This window comes from Streptomyces sp. NBC_01244 (assembly GCF_035987325.1).
GTDB lineage: Bacteria > Actinomycetota > Actinomycetes > Streptomycetales > Streptomycetaceae > Streptomyces.
This window is the reverse complement of sequence record NZ_CP108488.1, coordinates 8,152,743-8,172,262: the sequence shown is the minus strand read 5'-3', so window position 1 is coordinate 8,172,262 and position 19,520 is coordinate 8,152,743. Positions and strand designations below refer to the sequence as shown.

Below are 19,520 nucleotides of genomic sequence, written 5' to 3'. Positions count from 1 at the left end.
GGCTCACACCTCCGGAACAGGGATGACGAGGAGGGCGCCTTCGGCGTGCGGTCCGACCAGTTCGTCGGGGTCCAGTGCGCCGTTGGCGTCGGCGATGAGCCAGAAGGCGGAGGGATCCCCGAGGTGCCTCGCGGCGATCAGGTCCATGCGGTCCCCCCGGGCGACCGGATGAAGTGCGAGGACGCGCGCCCGTTGCGGGTCGGGCAGGGGGCGCCGGCGCAGGTGGCGCACCTGGCGGACGCCCCCGGCGCCGTCGGTGACGGAGGCGGTGGCGATGTCATTGCCGTCGTAGCGGCTCGGTCCCGGCATGTCAGCTCCCGCCCGCCGTCGTGAGGGTGGAGACGGCGCCGGAGACCGCCGCGGTCGTGGCCATGGATTCCTTGAGCACCTGATGGGCGAGGAACAGTGCGTAACCGGGGTCGGTCACCGGCAGGTCGTGGTACGAGAGGACTTGGGCGGATAATTCGACGGCGGCCCGGATCGGATTGAGCGCCGCGTCGAATGCCTGCTCGGTGATGGACAGGCTCTCCAGCCTGATGGGCACGACCCTCGCGGGCCCCCATACGAGCAGGATCAGCGGCCCTTCGGGCGGCAGCACTCCGATCGTCCCGGCCTGCAGCAGGACAGAGTTGGCGAGGACGAGGGCGCTACTGGGGTAGAGCAGCATCTCGAGCGCCGCCAGTTGAGGGGCGATCCCCGTCGCCACTGCCACCGGATCACCTTTCTCGAGCTGGTCGACAGCGTCCACCTCGACCGTCATGGTGACCGTCTCGATCGGGGCACCCCAGATGCGGTGCGCGTCCGCGGGCGCGGACTGGGTCTCCTTGGGGGCGGAGCGAGGGCGAACGGAACGGGTCATGGAGTCCGGGTTGTACTGGAAGATCACGATTCGGGCGAGCGGGTTCGCCCGCGAGACGGCCACGATGGCGCCCCGGAGGGTCCGCGGACTTCCCGGAAAGGTGCTCATGGCCCGAAAGGCTGGCCCCCGGGCGTCACGCCCGCGTCACCCTCCGGTCACGGATCTCGGCCCGTCACCCCCGCCACCACGCATTTCACCCCCGCCATCAGGGTGTCGTCGAGGAATATCGGGTGGAGCGTCGGCATCTTCGACCCAAGTGGAAGGGACCGGACGCGGCGAGGCCGTGGCCCAGTGGGAAGGAAAGAAGATGACCGGTGCGTGCGGAAGGGCCGACATCTCACGACAGCAGGGCACATCTGACGGGGCGGCCCGGCGGCGACCCGGAGAGCGCGCCCGGCAGCGGGTCACCGTCATCCTGTCGGGCGGATTCCGGGTGACCGTGGAGGGGCGGGAGACCGAGTTGCCCGGCGGCGCGCAACGGCTCGTGGCGCTACTCGCCTTGCGGGGCCGCACCGCCCGCAGTGCGCTGGCAGGCACGCTCTGGCCGGAGACGGACGAACAACGGGCGCTGGCCCGGTTGCGCACCGCGATCTGGCGCGTCAACCAGGCCGTGCCGCGCCTCGTCGAAAGCGTGGGCGACCAGATCGATCTCTGCGCGCACACCGCGGTCGACGTCCGGGAGCAGATCGAGCGGTCGATGGGACTGCTCGGTGGCGGCACGGTCAACGCGGCGTCGTGGGCGGCCGGCATTCCACCCGGGGACCTGCTGCCGGACTGGTACGACGAATGGCTGATCGGCGACCGCGAGCGCCTGCGCCAGTTGCGGCTGCACGTCCTGGAGGACATCTCCTCACAGCTCTGCGAGCAGGGCCGGTTCGGCCTCGCGATCGATGCCGCGCTTACGGTGCTGCGCGCCGACGCGTTGCGGGAGAGCGCGCACCGCGCGGTCCTGCGCGTGCATCTCGCGGAGGGCAACCTCGCCGAGGCCCGGCGGGCCTACCAGTCCTGCGTCGACCTGTTCCAGAGGGAACTCGGGGTCAGGCCCAGCCCGGCGACGAGCGCACTGCTCGCGTCCTACCCGCTCTCGGCGACCAGGCCGCGAGAGTCCTCCCTGGCGGCATCCTGACCTGCCTCGCCGCCGATTGACGCCGCCATCAGCGGCCTTGCACCGCCCGGCGCCGGCAAACCGTCCGGAGCCGACAATCGGACCTTCCTCGGAAACCGCCGACCCGGCGAAGTCCAGCCGGACACCCGGCGGTGACGGAGCGTGTTGCCCCGTCATCACGGGCCGCCGGTGCGAGCATCCGGCCAGCGATCCGCTCCACCGTCACTCGCCCTTGAGGGAGACCGCCGGATGCCAAGGGTCAATTCGTTCGTCCGTCTACTTGCCGTGCTCCTGCTGGTGCTGGCGGGGGTGGCCGGCTTCGGCACCACTCCGGCCCAGGCCGCGACGCAGGACATCACCATCAGCCTCTACCGAGTCGTCGAGCTTTCGTGCGACGAAGGTCTCGGTGAGGCCTGCAGCAACGACTACTATCCGAAATTCGAGATCGACCACCAAGGACTGTTCGACGGCAGGGACGCCCACTGCTGCGGCCACGGTCCCGATTTCCGAACCGACTGGGTCTACACGGCCACGGTGGACACCACCCACAACCCCGTCGCCATCCAGATGCAGTTGTGGGACCAGGACGACCTGACCGAGGACGGCCCCATCCGCTGGACGAGTTCCGGAAGCGCCGACCTGAACCTCTCGTTCGACCTGGACACCTGCACGTTCACCGGCGGCGGACTCACCGTCCAACAGGGAGCAGACGAGCCGACGCTGGCAGGTGAGAGCGAAGGCAGCGGCGAGGACTCGGCCCGCGGGTACTTCACGATCACCACCCCCTTCTGCGTCAACCTGGCGAAGGACTCCGACAGCGACGGCGACGGCATCATGAACACCTGGGAAGTCCCCGGCAAGGGGATGGACTTCGACAACGACGGGTTCGTCGAGCTGCCGCTCGGTGACCCGCCGTACAGCGCCGTTCCCTATCGCAAGGACCTGTTCGTCGAGGCCGACTACATGGCGAAGGACAAACCTCAGGACGGACTGCTCCCGGGCGACCGAGCCCTCGGGGACGTCGTCAGGGCGTTCGCCGACGCGCCGGTCGACGGCTACGACACCCCGGGCGGCAGGAGTTACCGCGGGATCAACCTGCACATCACGGAGGGCGAGCCGTTGCCGGACGTGCCTGCCATCCTGTTCGACAAGGACGGCCCGGGCCCGCAGGACGACTTTAACGACCTCAAGAGCGGCCACCCGGCCGAACCGTGCAAGGGGTTCTTCGGCACGCCGGCCGACCGCGCCGATCCGAACTGCGCGAACATCCTGCAGGCGAAGCGCCAGGTCTACCGCTACATGATCTTCGGTGACAGCTTCGTCGATGAGGACGGCGACACAGGTTCCTCGGGCGTTGCCGAGGTGGACTGGAAGGGGTCGCCCCCGCCCCCCAGAGGGGGCAACGACTTCATGGTGACGCTCGGCTCCTGGAGCGCAGACCGGATCAACGGCTCCGGCGGACGGAAGGTGGCCGAGTCCGCCACGTTCATGCACGAGCTCGGGCATACTCTCGGCTCGCTCCACGGCGGCAACGACAACGTCAACTGCAAGCCCAACTACCTCAGCGTGATGAACTACAGCTTCCAGTTGCCTATCCTCGAGCCGTCACGGCTCCTCGACTACAGCAGCACCGCCAAGGGCACCGCGCTCGGGATGAACCAGTTCACCCAGCTCAACGAAAAGGACCTCGACGAGCGCCGAGGCCTGTACCGGACGCCCGACCCGGCTCGGAAAACGGTCTACGGAGTCAACGGCAAGCCCAAGGTGGTACCGGCCACGGGCGGCCCCATCGACTGGAACGGGAACGGCACCACGGAGTCGGGCGTCGCCGCCGACATCAACCGCATCGAGTCCAAGCAGGCTTGCAGCGCCGCCACCCCAGGCGAGTCCCTGCGTGGTTACGACGACTGGGCCAACATTCAGTACAACCCCCGCCTGAACACCAAGTTCTTCGCCGACGGCGCGCGTCCGGACCTCCTGCCGGAGCTGACGGAGGACGACGTGCGCGCGATGACGCAGAAGGCCGACCTGTCGATCTCCAAGACCGCCGACCACGCCGACGCCACCGGCGGTGACACCGTGAACTACACCACCACCGTCTCCGACCTCGGACCCGGTACCGCCACGAGCATCCACGTCACCGACACCCTGCCCGACGGCAGCACGCAGCAGCGTTCGCTGCCGGACCTGGCGAACGGCGCCGTGACCACCGTCATGCCGGGCTTCACATACCGGGTGCCCTGCGACACCGCCGACGGCGCGGTGCTCGCCAACCGCGTCACCGTCACGGGCAACGACACCCACGGCGTCCCCGACCCGTACACGTCCGACAACACGGCGCAGGCCATCACCACGGTGCACGCCCCGCGTCTGACGGTGGACAAGTCCGCCACGGCCGCCGTCAACGCGGGTGAGGCCATCACGTACACCATCACCTACGCGAACACGGGCAGCGGCGGCGCCTCCGGCGTCACAGTCACCGACACTCTGCCGGCCGGCGTCTACTACAGCCAGGCGCTCGATCTCGGCACCGGCCCCAGGCCCGGCTCGGTGACGCTGAACGGCGACGGCACCCGCACCCTGGTCTGGAACGTGGGCGACCTGCCGGCCGGCTCCGGTGATCGACGGATCGTCTTCACGGCTCGGCCCACGCTCCTGGCCCTGGCGGGGACGACGTACACCGACACCGTGTCCGTGAGCTACAAGAATGCCGGCGGTGCGTGCACCTTCGCACCGGTCACCGACTCGGCCGGCACCGCCATCACCGTCCTGCCGCCCACCCGCAACCCGCTGTCCCAAGGGTTCTGGAGGAACCATCGGGAACTGTGGACCGCCGAGTTCTTGGCGCGGATCCAGGCAACCGACCAGCGCTACGACACCGACCGAAACGGGGCTCTGTCGGTCAGCGAGGCCGCAGCAGGGTTCAACGACAGCAACGCGCCGAAGAGCGTTCTAAGCAAGCAGCTCCTGGCCGCCTACTTCAACCTGGCCTCCAGGCGCATCAACGCCGCCACGGCGATCATGTCTAGGACGACCCAGTCACTGGGGCTGAGCAACGTGCGCGAGGCGGTGATCTACGCGCAGGACACTCTGCTCCTCCCGGTGAATCCCGGCACCTCACCGCGCTACAGCAGCATCATCGGCGTACTGACCGACATCAACGCCAACAGGATCGAGGTCTACCGGTGAGAGCCGGGCGAGCCGTTCTCACGGCTGTTCGAACGTGGTCGGCTCTGTCGAGCCACCGTGGACGATCCCGGCCCGGAGACCGTCCGTAGCCAGTCAATGAGCCAGTTCGAGGCGGATCCAAGGCCCCGTACACGCCTGCAGCGCGTGTACGGGGCCTTTGCGCGACGGAGAGGGTCAGGAGTCAGAGAGCACCTGCGAAGCGGTATGTCCGCGCTGGTTGGAGGACGCGGCACGGGCATGCTGAGAAGCCGTACAGTTACTGGCCGAGGGCTGGAGGCTGTGGCATCCCATCGATCCCACTCGGCCCGAAGCCGCATTGGCCGACGTCCAGAAAATCGGCCCCGTACGGTGGTCTGGCTGAACGAAGCGCAGCACTATCTACTCCCCTCGACCGGCGCCCGGGGCGAGCGGGTGGTTGCAGATCTTCGGGCACTGCTTCAGGATCGGCTCCGCTCCCCCGCCCCGCCCGCTTTCAGCACCTGGCGGACCAGACCCGAACAGGGAGTGCGACCACACTGCGGCCACCAGGACTCCGGGCATGGAAAAGGCCGTCCTCCCATGGTTGAGAGAACAGCCTCCGACCTGCATGAAGCATGGTCGGGACGACAGGATTTGAACCTGCGACCCCTTGACCCCGCGCACATCGTATTTGGTCCCCAACTGGTCCCCAAATTTACTGTGCTGAAAGTAGGGCACAACCTCATCCTTCGGCCGCGACGAGCTGAGGGGGGCGGCCCCACGACACCGACCTCTACGATGCGAGCCGGGCAGACAAGCGCACCTTGACCGGGTCAAGGTGCGGTTTTCCCTGGTCAAGTGCGCTGGTCCCCAAGTGGTCCCCAGAAACGATCAAAGGGCCGTTTCAGATTGCTCTGAAACGGCCCCTGATCTGCGACTTCGAAAAGTCGGGACGACAGGATTTGAACCTGCGACCCCTTGACCCCCAGTCAAGTGCGCTACCAAGCTGCGCCACGTCCCGATGTGCGTCTGATCTGGGGTTTCCCCCGTCTCGGCGGCACATGCAGAACATTACCCCACACCGAGGGGTGTCCATGCACCGGTTATCGGCGGGAAGGGGGAGGAAGAGAGGATGGAGGGGTGAACGCACGGGATCGGGACGGTGAGGGGCGGGCGCGGAACGCGCGGCCCAGGGACGGGCTGGGGCGGCCGCTGCCCTACGGGGCCCGAGGGGTGGAGCGGCAGCCCGAGGGAGTGGTGCGCACGCCCGGGGAGACGGTGGCGCAGGCGCAGCTGCTGCTCGACGCCGGAATGCCCTTCCACGCGCACGAGGTGTTCGAGGACGCCTGGAAGTCCGGGCCCGGGGCCGAGGCACCGCTGTGGCGGGCGCTGGCGCAGCTGGCCGTCGGGCTGACGCATTCGGCACGCGGGAACGCGGTCGGCGGGGCCCGGCTGCTGCGCCGCGGAGCCTCTGCCCTGGCCGGGCCGGACGGAGCCGGGGGCGGGCCCGCGTACGGGATGGACCTGCCCGGGCTGGCCCGCTGGGCCCGGGAGCTGGCGGGGCGGGTGGAGGCCGGCGCGGCCGTCGACGCCGCCGCCGAGGCGCCGCACCTCACGGGCGGCCCCGGCCCGGCCTGAGCGAGGGGCGACAGCGGCGGCCGGGGCGGGCCGGGCTACGCCGGCTGGAGGAGGTCCCAGCGGTTGCCGTAGAGGTCCTGGAAGACGGCGACCGAGCCGTACGTCTCGTGGCGCGGCTCCTCGAGGAAGCGGACGCCCTCGGCGGTCATCCGGGCGTGGTCGGCGGCGAAGTCGTCGGTGTAGAGGAAGAAGCCGACCCGGCCGCCCGTCTGGTCGCCGACGCGGGAGCGCTGGGCATCGTCCTTGGCGCGGGCCAGCAGGAGGGCGGACTCCTTGGCGCCCGGCGGGCGGACCACGACCCAGCGGGAGCCGTCCGGGCGCGGGGTGTCCTCGGCGAGGTCGAAGCCGAGCGCGCGGGTGTAGAAGTCGATGGCCTCGTCGTAGTCGTGGACCACGAGGGCGGTGAGGGCGAGGTGGGAGGACATGCCCTCATTGTGTGCCGAGGAGGACCACTTCCAGGGTGCGGGGGCCGTGCACGCCCTCCACCCGGTCCAGCTCGATGTCGCTGGTGGCGGAGGGGCCGGAGATCCAGGTCAGGGGGCGGGTGGGGTCCAGCAGCGGCAGCGCGCGGGGGACGGAGTCCACCACCTGGCCGGGGACGCGGACCACGCAGATGTGGTGGTCCGGGATGAGGGTGATCCGGCGCCGTCCCTGCTCGGGGCCGCCGTCGAGGACGATCGTGCCGGTCTCGGCGATCGCCAGGGCGCAGCCGGTCACCACGCTGTCCACCGCGTCCAGTTGGTACGGGGTGGAGTCCGCGCGGTCGTGGATCCGGGTCGGCGCGGCCGCCGCGAGCCAGTGCGGCGGCAGCCCGGGCGGTACGAGGACCGAGGAGGCGCCCCGTTCGGCGAGGAGGCGGGCCAGCAGCGCGGCGATGCCGTCCTCGCCGACCCGGTGGACCTTGGCGCGGTACTCCGTGAGGTTCGCGGCGAGCAGGTCGACGGTCTCGGCCGGGGTGCGGGCGCCGTGGACCGCGAGGTAGTCCCGGGGGACCGCGGTGTCCGGGCGCGGCTCCGGCAGGGCCCGGCGGATGCGGGCCAGGATCTGCTCCCTGGCGCTCATGGGCGTGCCTCCTTCTCGCGCGCCGCCCACCAGTCGCGGAACGAGCGCTCCGGGAGCTCGGGCAGCTCCCTGCTGTCGGTCCAGGCGTGCCCCGGCCCCGGCAGCCGGCGGGGTCGCAGCCGCCGGGCCCGGGCCAGCAGCCGCTCCCCCGCGCGCAGTGCCCCCGGATGGTCGAGGAGGAGTCGGGCGGCCCGCATCGCGGCCCGTTCGGCGGTGTGGCCGTCGGCGGGGCGGATGCGGACGCGGATGCCCTCGCGGGTCACCGGGCCGCCCTGGACCACACGTTCGCGCAGGTGGACCAGTACCTCGGGGATGTCGATGGCGACCGGGCAGACCTCGTAGCAGGCCCCGCACAGGGTGGAGGCGTAGGGCAGGGTGGCGTCGATCTCGCTCGCGGTGCCCCGGAGCTGGGGGCTGAGGATGGCGCCGATCGGGCCGGGGTAGACGGAGCCGTAGGCGTGGCCGCCGGCGCGCTCGTACACCGGGCAGACGTTGAGGCAGGCCGAGCAGCGGATGCAGCGCAGGGCCTGGCGGCCCACCTCGTCGGCGAGGGTGTCGGTGCGGCCGTTGTCGAGGAGGACGAGGTGGAAGGCGGAGGGGCCGTCGCCGTCGGCCCCCTTCGAGGGCCCCAGCCCGGTCCACATGGTCGTGTACGGGTTCATCCGCTCGGCGGTCGAGGAGCGGGGCAGGGTCTGGAGGAAGATCTCCAGGTCTCGGAAGGTCGGGACCACCTTCTCGATGCCGACCACCGAGATCAGGGTCTCGGGCAGGGTCAGGCACATCCGGCCGTTGCCCTCGGATTCGAAGACGACCAGGGTGCCGGTCTCGGCCACCATGAAGTTGGCGCCGGACACGGCGACTTTGGCCCGCAGGAACTTCTCGCGCAAGTGCAGCCGGGCCGCTTCGGCGAGCTCGCGCGGGTCGTCGCCCAGCCCCTCGGGGGCCGGACGGCCCCAGCCGCCCATCTCCGCGGCGAAGATGTCGCGGATCTCGCCCCGGTTGCGGTGGATGGCCGGGACCAGGATGTGGGAGGGCCGGTCGTGGCCGAGCTGGACGATGAGCTCGGCGAGGTCGGTCTCGTACGCGGCGATCCCGGCCGCCTCCAGGGCCTCGTTGAGGCCGATCTCCTGGGTGGCCATGGACTTGACCTTGACGACTTCCTTCTCCCCGGTGGCCCGGACCAGTTCGGTCACGATGCGGTTGGCCTCGCCGGCGTCGGCCGCCCAGTGGACGGTGCCGCCCGCGGCGGTGACGGAGGCCTCCAGCTGGAGCAGGTAGCGGTCGAGGTGCGCCAGCGTGTGGTCCTTGACCGCCTTGCCGGCGGCGCGCAGCCGGTCCCAGTCCTCCAGTTCGGCGACGGCCCGCGCCCGCTTGTCGCGGATGGTGTGCGTGGCGTGGCGGAGGTTGGCGCGCAGCACCTCGTCCCGTACGGCCTCGCGGGCTGCGTCGGGGAAGGCCGGCATGCCCAGGTACGTGCCCGTCATGTGAGGGGTTCCTCCTCCGTCGAGGCCAGGATCTCGGCGAGGTGCAGGGCCCGCAGCGGGGCGCCCTGGCGGCGCAGGATGCCGTCGAGGTGGGCGAGGCAGGAGTTGTCGGCGCCGCACAGTACCTCGGCGCCCGTGGACATCGCGTGGGCGGTCTTGTCGGTGCCCATCGCGGCCGATACGTCGGGGTTCTTGACGGCGAAGGTCCCGCCGAAGCCGCAGCACTCCTCGGCGCCGGGCAGTTCGCGCAGTTCCAGTCCGCGTACGGCGGCCAGCAGCCGCCGGGGCCGGTCCCCGAGTCCGAGGCCCCGCAGGCCGTGGCAGGACGGGTGGTAGGTGACGGTGTGCGGGAAGTACGCGCCGACGTCGGTCACCCCGAGGACGTCGACCAGGAACTCGGTGAGCTCGTACACGCGCGGTACGAGGCCTTCGGCGAGAGCGGCCAGTCCCGGGCCCCGGCCCTCCGCCTCGGCCGCGCGCCCGATCCGGGGGTAGTGGGAGCGGATCATGGCCGCGCAGGAACCGGACGGGGTGACCACGTACGCGTACCCGGCGAAGGCCTCGGCGGTACGCCGGACCAGTGGTTCGGCCTCGCGCCGGTAGCCGGTGTTGTACTGCGGCTGCCCGCAGCAGCTCTGCGCGGCGGGGAAGTCCACGGTGACCCCGAGCCGCTCCAGGAGGCGGACGACGGCGATGCCCGTGCGCGGGTAGAGCGCGTCGTTGACGCAGGTGACGAACAGGGCGGCGCGCATGACGGGCAGAATAGCCCGGTGAAGAAGTTCTCAGTGATCGGCATAGGCGCGGGCGACCCGGACCACCTGACCCTCCAGGCGGTCAGGGCGATCGGCGCGGCGGACGCATTCCTCATCCTGGAGAAGGGCGAGGAGAAGGCGGATCTGACCGGGCTGCGGCGCGCGATGCTCGACGCGCACGCACGCCCCGGACACCGGCTGGTGGAGGGCCGCGATCCCGACCGCGACCGGACGCCCTCCGACTACACCCCGACCGTGGACGGCTGGCGCAGCGCGCGGGCGGAGCTCTTCGAGCGGTTCATCGCCGAGGATCTGGCGGAGGGCGAGACGGGCGCGTTCCTGGTGTGGGGCGACCCCTCGCTCTACGACTCCACGCTCGCGATCCTCGACGAGGTGCTGGAGAAGGGCAGGGTCGCCTTCGAGCACGAGGTGGTGCCCGGCATCAGCAGCATCTCCTCGCTGCTGGCCCGCCACCGCACCAACCTCAACCGGGTGGGCCGTCCGGTCCAGATCACCACCGGGCGCCGGCTCGCGGAGGGCTGGCCGGAGGGTGTGGACGACGTGGTGGTGATGCTGGACGCCCGGCACGCCTTCACGGCCCACCTCGACCAGGACCTGTACATCTACTGGGGTGCGTACGTCGGCACCCCCGACGAGATCCTGGTCTCGGGGAAGCTGGCGGAGGTCGCCGGCCGGATCGAGGAGCTGCGCACCGAGGCCCGTGCCCGCAAGGGCTGGATCATGGACACGTACCTGCTCCGGCGCGGCTGAGACCTTCCGCTAGGCCGGGAGGTGGCCGGGGAGGTAGGCGGGGAGTACCTCGGCGAGCCGTTCGTACTCCTCGGCCCGGTTGTAGATCTGCCCGCTCACCCGGATCCCGCCGCCGCCCGGCCAGGGCCAGATCAGCACCCGGATCCGCTGCTCGGCCGCGATCCGCTCCCGCAGTGCGCCGGCCGCCGCCGGGGTCTCGGCGACCCCGGGCGGCAGCCGCAGCGTGCGCAGGGCCAGGCCCTCGGTGTACGGGAGCGGGGCCACCCCGGGGATCTCGGCGAGCAGGGCCGCGCCGTAGGCGGCCAGTGCGCTGTTGTGGGCGCGCACCTTCGCGGCGTCGAGTTCCTCCAGCAGGTCGAGCCCTTCCGGGGCGGCGAGCCAGCCGGTGTAGTCGAAGGTGGCCCGGTTCTCCACGGAGCGCGGGTAGCCGTGGTGATCCTCCCAGGAGGGCACCGGCGGGCGGACCCGGTCGCGGTGGTGCGGGGCGACGGACAGGATCGCGGTGCCGGAGGGGGCGTAGGCCCATTTGTGGAGGTTGCCGAACCAGAAGTCGGCGCCCCCGCCCAGGGGGTCGGGGATCATGCCGGGCGCGTGGGCGCCGTCCACGATGGTGGTGACGCCCCGCTCGGCGAGTTCGGCGAGCAGCCGGGGCGAGGCGATGAGCCGGGCGGTGGGCGAGCTGATGTGGTCGAGTACGGCGACCCGCGTCCGCGGGGTGACCCCGGCCAGCACGGTTTCCCGTACGGCGTCCTCGTCGGGGAGGTCGGTGCCCAGGGCCACGGTGGTGAGCGGGGCGCGCCGGGCGGCGGCCGCGACGACCGTGCCGTAGCCGTGGTCGGTGACCAGGATCTCGTCACCGGCGGCGAACTCCACGGCGTCGAGGGCCACGTTGGCGGCCTCGGTGGCGTTGGAGACGAAGGCGAGCCCGTCCGGATCGGTGCCGAGCCGGGCGGCGATCCGGGTCCGGGCCGCGACGAGCCGGTCGGGGGCGCCGATGAAGAAGGCGTCGGGGTCGGCGTGCGCCTCCGCCCGGAGGGCGGCCTGTGTTTCCTGGACGGGGATCGGGACCGCTCCGAACGACCCGTGGTTCAGGTGGCCGACCTCCTCGGAGAGCCGGAACAGCTCCCGCCCGCCCGGGAATTCGGGGGGACGGCGCAGGGGCCCGCCGCGTGAGGCGGCCCCGGCCCGTCCGGCGGCGTCGGTGGGGCCGACGCGGTCGGTGCGGTCGGTCGGCTCTGCGGGCTGGGTCACGTGGGACCTCCGTGGGTGCGGCGCGGCTGTCGGCCCGATCATGCCCCGCCGCCCGGCGGAGCGACAGCCCCTCCTCCGGCCATCGCGGGCGCGGGCCCGGCGCCGCCGCGGGGGCACCGTCGAAACCGGGGCCCGCGCCCGGGCCTCAGGCCGCCGGCCGGCGCATGGTCTGGCGGAGTGTGGCCCCCGCGCCCAGCTCCGCGAGCCAGTCGTCCAGGTCGGCCATGGCGGGCGGGTCCAGGAGGTCCGGGTCCACCGTGGTGCGGAGCTGGCGGGGGACCCCCGAGGCGAGCAGCAGGCGCAGGCTCCGCTCGGCCGAGGCGGCCGCGTGGCCGATGCCGGTGACCCGTTCGTAGCGGCCGGGCGGGGCCTTGACGTCGAAGCCGACCCAGTCCAGCAGGCCGGCGTCCAGCAGTCGGGCGAGGCGCCGGGGGAAGGCTCCCCCGGTGTGCAGGCCGACCTCCAGGCCCAGCGCACGGGCTTCCCGTACGGCCCGCGGCAGGCCGCGCTGGAGCAGCGGTTCGCCGCCCGAGAAGACGATCCCGTCGAGCAGCCCCGTCCGGCGGGCGAGGTGGCCGAGCACCTCGTCCCAGGAGACGGCGGCGGGGGCCCGGGCGGGCAGCAGGCCGGGGTTGTGGCAGTAGCCGCAGCGCCAGGGGCAGCCCTGGCAGAAGACGGTGGTGACCAGCCGGCCGGGCCAGTCGCAGGTGGACAGCCGGGACCAGCCTCCGATGCGGATGACCTCGTCCGGCTGCGCGGCGGGGCTCACACCGCCGCCTTGAAGGGGACGCGCTCGGCGTGTTCGCCCTTCTTGCCGAACGGGTCGTCGGTCCATCCGGCGGGAAGCTGGGAGGAGTTGGTGTAGTACGGATTGGCGTCGGTGCCGGCCTGGAGGATGCCGGGGAAGCGGGCCCGGTCCTCCTTCGCGAAGCGGTACGTCGTGCCCTCGGCGGGGGTGGCCTCCAGGTTGTAGAGGTGGCCGGTGCTCTCCTGGAAGTCGACCATCCGGGCCCGGACCCGGTCCAGGAGGCGGACCGCGAGGGCGTGGCCCTCGGGCGCGGTGATGTCGTGGGCGCCCCCGCTGAAGTTGCGGACCATCTCGTTGACGCCGTTGACGCCGATGGTGGAGAAGTGGTTGCGCAAGGTGCCCAGGTACCGCTTGGTGTACGGGAAGAGGCCGCCGTCGATCAGGTCCTGGACGGTGATCCGCTTGATCTCGAGGCTGTCCTTGGCGAGCTCGCAGAGCCGGTCCACCTCGGCCAGCAGCCGCTCCTCGTCGCCCGCGTAAAGATGCCCGAGGCGGGCGCAGTTGAGGGTGACCACGCCGAGCGAGCCGGTCTGCTCGGCGCTGCCGAAGAGGCCGTTGCCGCGTTTGAGCAGCTCGGTCAGGTCGAGCTGGAGCCGGCAGCACATGGAGCGGATCATGTTCGGTTCGAGCTCGGAGTTGATGAAGTTCTGGAAGTACGGGAGCCCGTACTTGGCGGTCATCGCGAAGAGCCGCTCGGCGTTCTCGCTCTCCCAGAGGAAGTCCCGGGTGATGTTGTAGGTAGGGATGGGGAAGGTGAACACCCGCCCGGCGGCGTCGCCTTCCGTCATCACCTCGATGTACGCCCGGTTGATCATGTCCATCTCGGCCTGGAGCTCGCCGTAGGTGAATCCGGCCTCCTCCCCCACGACCACCGGGATCTGCTCGCGGAGGTCCTCGGGGCAGGTCCAGTCGAAGGCGAGGTTGGTGAAGGGCGTCTGGGTGCCCCAGCGCGAGGGCACGTTGAGGTTGTGCACGAGCTCCTGGACGCATTGCCTGACCTGGTCGTACGTCATCGCGTCGAGGCGGACGTAGGGGGCGAGGTAGGTGTCGAAGGAGGAGAAGGCCTGGGCGCCCGCCCATTCGTTCTGCAGGGTGCCGAGGAAGTTCACGATCTGGCCGACGGCCGAGGACAGGTGCCTGGGCGGGGCGGAGTCGATCTGTCCGGGGACTCCGTTGAAGCCCTCGGTCAGCAGGGTGCGCAGGGACCAGCCTGCGCAGTAGCCGGAGAGCATGTCCAGGTCGTGGATGTGGAGGTCGCCCTCGCGGTGGGCGCGGGCCACGGCGGCGGGATAGACCTGCTCCAGCCAGTAGTTCGCGGTGACCTTGCCCGCGGCGTTGAGGATGAGCCCGCCGAGCGAGTAGCCCTGGTTGGCGTTGGCGTTCACCCGCCAGTCCCGGCGGTCCAGGTATTCGGTCACGGTCTCTACGGCATCGACGACAACAGTCACGGCAGCCCTCCCACGAGGCTCGGCACGGAAGAATGGCGGGCCCTTTCGAAAGCCCGTGCCGGCAGGTGTCGGACTCGTCCGCCGTGGCGGACTCACCGTTGCGGGGCAGTCCCGGATTCCCACCGGGTTCCCTGTTGCCTCGGTCGGGGAGAGGCCCCGCCGAACCGGCAAGGCCAACACTACATATGGATACGACAGCAGAGTGCCACCACTACATATGGGGTGACGAAGGTCCCGAACCAAGGGACTTCAGCCCTGCGGAGAGCGGCGGCCTAGGGCCTTTCGGCCTCAGCTCCGGCCGCTGCTGGCGGCGTGGTACTGAAGGTCCTGCACCTCCACCGTGCGGTCCACCCGGTACCCCAGCTCCACCCGGGCCCCGTCCCTGCCGTCGCGCACCACGGCCGCCGAGCCGGTGCCCGGACGGAGGGGAAGCAGCTCGGAGTGGACCCCGGCCGGGGCCGCGTGCGCGTCCTCGGCCGCCCCCACGGCCGTACGGATGCTCGCGGGCGCGGTCAGGAAGCTCAGCACCTCCACCGTGTCCCGGGCCGCGGCGCTGCCGCCCCGCAGCGACATCACGAGGGACTGGCCGCCGCTCGGGTCGGCGGCGGCGAACTGGGTGCGCGAGCTCAGGTACAGCGTGTCCCGGACGATCTTCGGCCAGCCGCCCGTCTTGAACCGGGTGAGGTAGTACGAGGAAAGGTCCAGGTAGGCGTGGCCGTTGTGCAGGGAGGGCGCGAACTGGCTTCCCTCGCTGTAGTCGTTCCAGGTGGTGAGCTGGACCCAGTCGGCCCCGTCCTCGATGGCCCGGTTCCATGTGGCGCGCAGGGTCGCGGTGTTGCCCGCCTCGTCGTAGATGCCCTGGTTGGGGCGGGCGTCCTGGACCGATACGGGCTGCATCCAGATCTTGCCCGCCGCGTGGGCGCGCCGTACGTCGCGCGTGGAGCTCTCCTGGCCGACGTAACTGCGGCTGCCCCACTCGGAGAATCCGTAGCTGATGGACTCGAACTCGCCGCTGTGCGCGCCGAAGTCGAGGAAGAGCGGGACGAAGGCGGTACGGATGCCGTGCCGGGATTTCAGGACGTCCATGACCCGGGTCCACCAAGCGGCGCTCTTCTCCTCCGCCTTGAACGGCGAGACGACCAGCCGTCCGTCGGGGAGCCGGTGGGCGGCCGGGGCCTTGCCCAGTTCCGCGAGGAGGTCGGCGAGCACGGCCGGGTCGTCGGTGTCCAGGGAGGTCATGTCCGGCATCAGCATGACCTTGAAGGCCGGGTCCACCGAACGGGCCGCCTCCATCAGGAGGTTGCAGCGTTCGAGGTTCTTCCCGGAGAGGGAGAGCAGGTCGAGGGTGAATCCGTCGATGCCGGCGGCGCGCGCGGTGCGGACCTCCTGCCGGAGGTTGGCGAGCTCCCAGTCCCCGGCCTTGGGCGGGACCGGCAGCGGTCGGTCGCGGAGCAGGCCGCCGTAGCGCTGGTGCTTGCCGTTCTCGCCGTCCGGCTTCAGGTAGTTGCGGGTGTAGTAGTCGGCGTCGGCGTTCGCGTTGTCCAGGGAGAGCGGGTACGGGGTGAAGTAGTGGGCGAAGACCAGCTTCTTGCCGGCGGCGCCGGAGCGCAGGGCGGCCGGCTGCGGCAGGTCGAAGGGCAGGGCTCCGGTGGGGCGCGCTCCGCCGTCCGTACCGGATCCCTGGGGTTTGGGGTCCGGGGCCGGCCCGCCCGGGCTCTGCGGGGCGGTGGTGCCCGGGCCGGTGGTGGCGGGGCCTGCGGTGGCGGGCGCGGAGCTGTCGCCGGGCGCCCCGGACAGGGAGTCGGCCGGGCCGGGTGCCGAGCGTGCCCGTGCGTCCGAGACGGTACGGGGCTCCCAGGCGATGCCCGTCGCGGCGCAGACCCCCACGAGGAGGAAGGCGGAGAGCAGGAGGCTCAGCAGGGGTCTTCGGCGCCGGAAGCCCGCACGGCGCCGGTGCGACGCGGGTCTCGTGCCGCGCCCTGCCCGCCGCCGGTCCGCACTCATCCTGGCCCTCCCCCGAATATGCCCGCGCCATGCCCGTACGGGCCACACAGCAGCAGTACAGCGGATTCCCGCCCCCCGGACAACTGTTCCCCGGGAGACGGGGCGTGAGACGGGACGGGACTGCGGGGCCACCTGAGCCCCGGCCGCGGCAGCCACCTCAGCCGACGGGCCCCTTGGCCTGCGCGGTTCGGACGTCGGGGCGGCACTCTTCGCACGCGGTTGGACAAAGGCATGCGACCTGTACAACTGCTGCGATCACCGGGCGGCACGGGCTTTTCGCCGGAATAGGGAATTCCACTGGCCTTTCGCGAAAAGTGGCGCATAATCGTCTCCATGCGGCTTGAAACAACCCTCTTGCCGCAGGTCACGCATGCAGGGGGCATCGTGTCGATGGGGGATTCCAGAGGCGCCGGTACGTTCCCGGCGACCTCGGCGGAGCTGTCCCGTCTTTTCACCGCCGTGCGGCGGGGCAAGGTGCTGACCGTCACCGGTCGGTTCCGTGAGCCCCGGAGTCAATTGGTGCAAGAGATCGGAAAACGGCTCTCGTCCAATTTCTACGACGGCGTGGCCGTGGTGTCCATGGACCGGCGGTTCGGGGTCCGCGACCTGACGGCCGCGCTGGGGTGCGTACCGGGCATGCCGTTCCTGCCCTACGGGACGCCGAACGCCGCGTCGTGGCTGGCGGAGCGCGACATGCTGCTCGTCCTCGACGGCTGCGAGCACCTCGCGTCCGAGGCCCTGGACTGGCTGCGCGAACTGCTCGCCGCGGCCCCCGGGGTGCGGGTCCTGGCCGCCGGGCGCGACCCACTGGCCTTGGCCCGGGAGCAGGTGCATCCACTGTGACCGGGCACTGAAACGGGTCCGCCCCGGTCGGCGACTGCCGACCGGGGCGGACCCGTAAAGCGTTGAAGCGTTGAAGCGCTGAACCTCAGCCGAGGATCGCGAGCGCCTCGTTCAGCGTCGCGGACGGCCGCATGATCGCGGAGGCCTTGGCGGCGTCGGGCTGGTAGTAGCCGCCGATCTCCGCCGGGGCGCCCTGGACGGCGATGAGCTCGCCGACGATCTTCTCCTCGGACTCGGCCAGCGTCTTGGCCAGCGGGTCGAAGGCGGCGGCCAGCTTCGGGTCCTCGGTCTGGCGCGACAGCTCCTGCGCCCAGTACAGGGCGAGGTAGAAGTGGCTGCCGCGGTTGTCGATGCCGCCCAGCTTGCGGCTCGGCGACTTGTCCTCGTTGAGGAAGGTGCCGGTCGCCCGGTCCAGGGTGTCGGCCAGCACCTGGGCGCGGGCGTTGCCGGTGGTGGTGGCGAGGTGCTCGAAGGAGACCGCCAGCGCGAGGAACTCGCCGAGGGAGTCCCAGCGCAGGTAGTTCTCCTTGACGAGCTGCTGCACGTGCTTCGGAGCGGAGCCGCCGGCGCCGGTCTCGAAGAGGCCGCCGCCGTTCATCAGCGGGACGACCGACAGCATCTTGGCGCTGGTGCCCAGCTCCAGGATCGGGAACAGGTCGGTCAGGTAGTCGCGCAGCACGTTGCCGGTCACCGAGATGGTGTCCTCGCCGCGGCGGATGCGCTCCAGGGAGTACGCGGTGGCCTCGACCGGCGACAGGATCTTGATGGTCAGACCGTCGGTGTCGTGGTCGGCGAGGTACGTCTTGACCTTGGCGATCAGCTGCGCGTCGTGCGCGCGGCCCTCGTCGAGCCAGAAGACGGCCGGGACGCCGGTGGCGCGGGCGCGGGTGACGGCGAGCTTGACCCAGTCCTGGATCGGCGCGTCCTTGGTCTGGCAGGCGCGGAAGATGTCGCCGGCGGCGACCTCCTGCTCCAGGACCGTGGCACCCGAGGCGTCGACGAGGCGGACGGTGCCGGCGGCGGCCAGCTCGAAGGTCTTGTCGTGGCTGCCGTACTCCTCGGCCTTCTGGGCCATGAGGCCGACGTTCGGCACCGAGCCCATCGTGGACGGGTTGTACGCGCCGTGCGCGCGGCAGTCGTCGATGACGACCTGGTACACACCGGCGTAGCTGCTGTCCGGGAGGACGGCGAGGGTGTCGGCCTCGGCGCCGTCCGGGCCCCACATGTGGCCGGAGGTGCGGATCATGGCCGGCATCGAGGCGTCGACGATGACGTCGGACGGAACGTGCAGGTTGGTGATGCCCTTGTCGGAGTCCACCATCGCGAGGGCCGGGCCCTCGGCGATCTCGGCGTCGAAGGAGGCCTTGATCGCGTCGGCGTCGGGCAGCGCGCCCAGGCCGTTCAGGATGGTGCCGAGGCCGTCGTTCGGGGACAGGCCGGCGGCCGCCAGGGTCTCGCCGTAGCGGGCGAAGGTCTTCGGGAAGAAGGCGCGGACCACGTGGCCGAAGACGATCGGGTCGGAGACCTTCATCATCGTGGCCTTGAGGTGCACGGAGAACAGGACGTCCTCGGCCTTGGCGCGCTCGATCTGGTCGTTCAGGAAGGTGCGCAGCGCGTCGACGTGCAGGACGGACGCGTCCACGACCTCGCCCGCGAGGACCGGTACGGAGTCGCGCAGCACCGTGACGGCGCCGTCGGCGTCGACGTGCTCGATGCGCAGCGTGCCGGCCTCGGCGATCACGGCGGACTTCTCGGTGGAGCGGAAGTCGTTCTCGCCCATGGTGGCGACGTTCGTCTTCGACTCGGTGGTCCAGGCGCCCATGCGGTGCGGGTGCGCCTTGGCGTAGTTCTTGACCGAGGCGGGGGCGCGGCGGTCGGAGTTGCCCTCGCGCAGGACCGGGTTGACGGCGCTGCCCTTGATCTTGTCGTAACGGGCGCGGTTCTCGCGCTCCTCGTCGCTCTTCGGGTCGTCCGGGTAGTCCGGAAGCGCGTAGCCCTGGCCCTGGAGCTCGGCGACCGCGGCCTTGAGCTGCGGGATCGACGCCGAGACGTTGGGCAGCTTGATGATGTTGGCGCCCGGGGTCTTCGCCAGTTCGCCGAGCTCGGCGAGGGCGTCCGCGATCCGCTGGCCCTCTTCCAGGTACTCGGGGAAGCTGGCGATGATCCGACCTGCCAGGGAGATGTCACGGGTCTCGACATTCACACCGGCCGTCGACGCGTACGCCTGGATCACAGGCAGGAACGAATACGTCGCGAGGGCCGGGGCCTCGTCAGTGTGCGTGTAGATGATGGTCGAGTCAGTCACCGGATGCTCCGCTCCACAGTCTGCGTCTCTCGTCTGCAACATT

16 protein-coding genes, 1 tRNA gene and 1 riboswitch are annotated in these 19,520 nt (G+C 71.0%); of the genes, 5 read left to right on the top strand and 12 right to left on the bottom strand.

Features of this window, described 5'->3' with window-relative positions; translation table 11 throughout:
• Positions 1-3: 3 nt before the first annotated feature.
• Both OG247_RS36380 and OG247_RS36375 read right to left on the bottom strand, forming a co-directional pair.
• Positions 4-309, bottom strand: a complete 306-nt coding sequence (locus tag OG247_RS36380; protein WP_327256221.1) for a hypothetical protein — start codon at positions 307-309, stop codon at positions 4-6.
• Position 310: 1 nt separating this feature from the next.
• The gene (locus tag OG247_RS36375) at positions 311-967 is read right to left on the bottom strand and encodes a hypothetical protein (RefSeq protein WP_327256220.1); all 657 of its coding nucleotides are present in this window, start codon (positions 965-967) and stop codon (positions 311-313) included.
• Positions 968-1,115: 148 nt separating this feature from the next.
• Here OG247_RS36375 and OG247_RS36370 point away from each other — a divergent pair, with 148 nt between their 5' ends.
• Together OG247_RS36370 and OG247_RS36365 are read left to right on the top strand one after the other, a co-directional pair.
• Positions 1,116-1,985, top strand: a complete 870-nt coding sequence (locus tag OG247_RS36370) for an AfsR/SARP family transcriptional regulator (protein WP_327256219.1) — start codon at positions 1,116-1,118, stop codon at positions 1,983-1,985.
• Between the two features lie 228 nt (positions 1,986-2,213).
• Positions 2,214-5,153 (top strand): hypothetical protein, encoded by a 2,940-nt coding sequence (locus OG247_RS36365; RefSeq protein ID WP_327256218.1) that lies wholly within the window; start codon positions 2,214-2,216, stop codon positions 5,151-5,153.
• 905 nt (positions 5,154-6,058) lie between these two features.
• Here the strand turns inward: OG247_RS36365 and OG247_RS36360 are convergent.
• Positions 6,059-6,132, bottom strand: a tRNA-Pro gene (locus OG247_RS36360).
• 119 nt (positions 6,133-6,251) lie between these two features.
• Between OG247_RS36360 and OG247_RS36355 the strand changes: the two genes are divergently transcribed.
• A complete protein-coding gene (locus OG247_RS36355; RefSeq protein ID WP_327256217.1) occupies positions 6,252-6,749 on the top strand; it encodes a DUF309 domain-containing protein in 498 nt (165 codons plus the stop codon).
• A gap of 35 nt (positions 6,750-6,784) precedes the next feature.
• Here the strand turns inward: OG247_RS36355 and OG247_RS36350 are convergent, their stop codons facing one another.
• Genes OG247_RS36350 through OG247_RS36335 form a run of 4 tightly spaced genes read right to left on the bottom strand, consistent with a single transcriptional unit; the run spans position 6,785 to position 10,047 of the window.
• Positions 6,785-7,174: a VOC family protein gene (locus OG247_RS36350; RefSeq protein WP_243340214.1), complete on the bottom strand. Its 390-nt coding sequence runs from the start codon at positions 7,172-7,174 to the stop codon at positions 6,785-6,787.
• Positions 7,175-7,178: 4 nt separating this feature from the next.
• Entirely contained in the window at positions 7,179-7,811 is a 633-nt protein-coding gene (locus OG247_RS36345; RefSeq protein ID WP_327256215.1) for a LutC/YkgG family protein, read from the bottom strand.
• Positions 7,808-9,295, bottom strand: a complete 1,488-nt coding sequence (locus OG247_RS36340; RefSeq protein WP_327256214.1) for a lactate utilization protein B — start codon at positions 9,293-9,295, stop codon at positions 7,808-7,810. Before OG247_RS36340 ends, OG247_RS36345 begins: the two co-directional genes overlap by 4 nt.
• The gene (locus tag OG247_RS36335; RefSeq protein ID WP_327256213.1) at positions 9,292-10,047 is read right to left on the bottom strand and encodes a (Fe-S)-binding protein; all 756 of its coding nucleotides are present in this window, start codon (positions 10,045-10,047) and stop codon (positions 9,292-9,294) included. Before OG247_RS36335 ends, OG247_RS36340 begins: the two co-directional genes overlap by 4 nt.
• Before the next feature lie 18 nt (positions 10,048-10,065).
• On the opposite strand from OG247_RS36335, the gene cobF reads away from it, so the two are divergent.
• Complete coding sequence (gene cobF / locus OG247_RS36330; RefSeq protein WP_327256212.1) at positions 10,066-10,818, top strand: precorrin-6A synthase (deacetylating); 753 nt, start codon at positions 10,066-10,068, stop codon at positions 10,816-10,818.
• Positions 10,819-10,827: 9 nt separating this feature from the next.
• On the opposite strand, the gene OG247_RS36325 is transcribed toward cobF, so the two are convergent.
• The 4 genes from OG247_RS36325 to OG247_RS36310 all read right to left on the bottom strand — a co-directional run bounded on the left by OG247_RS36325 (position 10,828) and on the right by OG247_RS36310 (position 16,329).
• Positions 10,828-12,069: an aminotransferase class V-fold PLP-dependent enzyme gene (locus OG247_RS36325; protein WP_327256211.1), complete on the bottom strand. Its 1,242-nt coding sequence runs from the start codon at positions 12,067-12,069 to the stop codon at positions 10,828-10,830.
• Between the two features lie 145 nt (positions 12,070-12,214).
• A complete protein-coding gene (locus tag OG247_RS36320; RefSeq protein WP_327256210.1) occupies positions 12,215-12,838 on the bottom strand; it encodes an anaerobic ribonucleoside-triphosphate reductase activating protein in 624 nt (207 codons plus the stop codon).
• Entirely contained in the window at positions 12,835-14,325 is a 1,491-nt protein-coding gene (locus OG247_RS36315) for a ribonucleoside triphosphate reductase (RefSeq protein WP_327256209.1), read from the bottom strand. The genes OG247_RS36320 and OG247_RS36315 overlap by 4 nt, the downstream gene beginning before the upstream one ends.
• Positions 14,326-14,368: 43 nt before the next feature.
• A riboswitch (cobalamin riboswitch) is annotated at positions 14,369-14,509 on the bottom strand.
• Between the two features lie 104 nt (positions 14,510-14,613).
• Complete coding sequence (locus OG247_RS36310) at positions 14,614-16,329, bottom strand: glycoside hydrolase family 71 protein (protein WP_327256208.1); 1,716 nt, start codon at positions 16,327-16,329, stop codon at positions 14,614-14,616.
• 390 nt (positions 16,330-16,719) lie between these two features.
• On the opposite strand from OG247_RS36310, the gene OG247_RS36305 reads away from it, so the two are divergent.
• Positions 16,720-17,172, top strand: a complete 453-nt coding sequence (locus OG247_RS36305; RefSeq protein ID WP_327256207.1) for a hypothetical protein — start codon at positions 16,720-16,722, stop codon at positions 17,170-17,172.
• Between the two features lie 85 nt (positions 17,173-17,257).
• On the opposite strand, the gene OG247_RS36300 is transcribed toward OG247_RS36305, so the two are convergent.
• Entirely contained in the window at positions 17,258-19,477 is a 2,220-nt protein-coding gene (locus OG247_RS36300) for an NADP-dependent isocitrate dehydrogenase (protein ID WP_327256206.1), read from the bottom strand.
• Positions 19,478-19,520 lie beyond the last annotated feature (43 nt).

Coding starts and splice junctions, on each gene's coding strand:
- OG247_RS36380 (WP_327256221.1), bottom strand. CDS start 309: ATGCCGGGACCGAGCCGCTACGACGGCAATGACATCGCCACCGCCTCC.
- OG247_RS36375 (WP_327256220.1), bottom strand. CDS start 967: ATGAGCACCTTTCCGGGAAGTCCGCGGACCCTCCGGGGCGCCATCGTG.
- OG247_RS36365 (WP_327256218.1), top strand. CDS start 2,214: ATGCCAAGGGTCAATTCGTTCGTCCGTCTACTTGCCGTGCTCCTGCTG.
- OG247_RS36350 (WP_243340214.1), bottom strand. CDS start 7,174: ATGTCCTCCCACCTCGCCCTCACCGCCCTCGTGGTCCACGACTACGAC.
- OG247_RS36345 (WP_327256215.1), bottom strand. CDS start 7,811: ATGAGCGCCAGGGAGCAGATCCTGGCCCGCATCCGCCGGGCCCTGCCG.
- OG247_RS36340 (WP_327256214.1), bottom strand. CDS start 9,295: ATGACGGGCACGTACCTGGGCATGCCGGCCTTCCCCGACGCAGCCCGC.
- OG247_RS36335 (WP_327256213.1), bottom strand. CDS start 10,047: ATGCGCGCCGCCCTGTTCGTCACCTGCGTCAACGACGCGCTCTACCCG.
- OG247_RS36310 (WP_327256208.1), bottom strand. CDS start 16,329: ATGAGTGCGGACCGGCGGCGGGCAGGGCGCGGCACGAGACCCGCGTCG.
- OG247_RS36305 (WP_327256207.1), top strand. CDS start 16,720: ATGGGGGATTCCAGAGGCGCCGGTACGTTCCCGGCGACCTCGGCGGAG.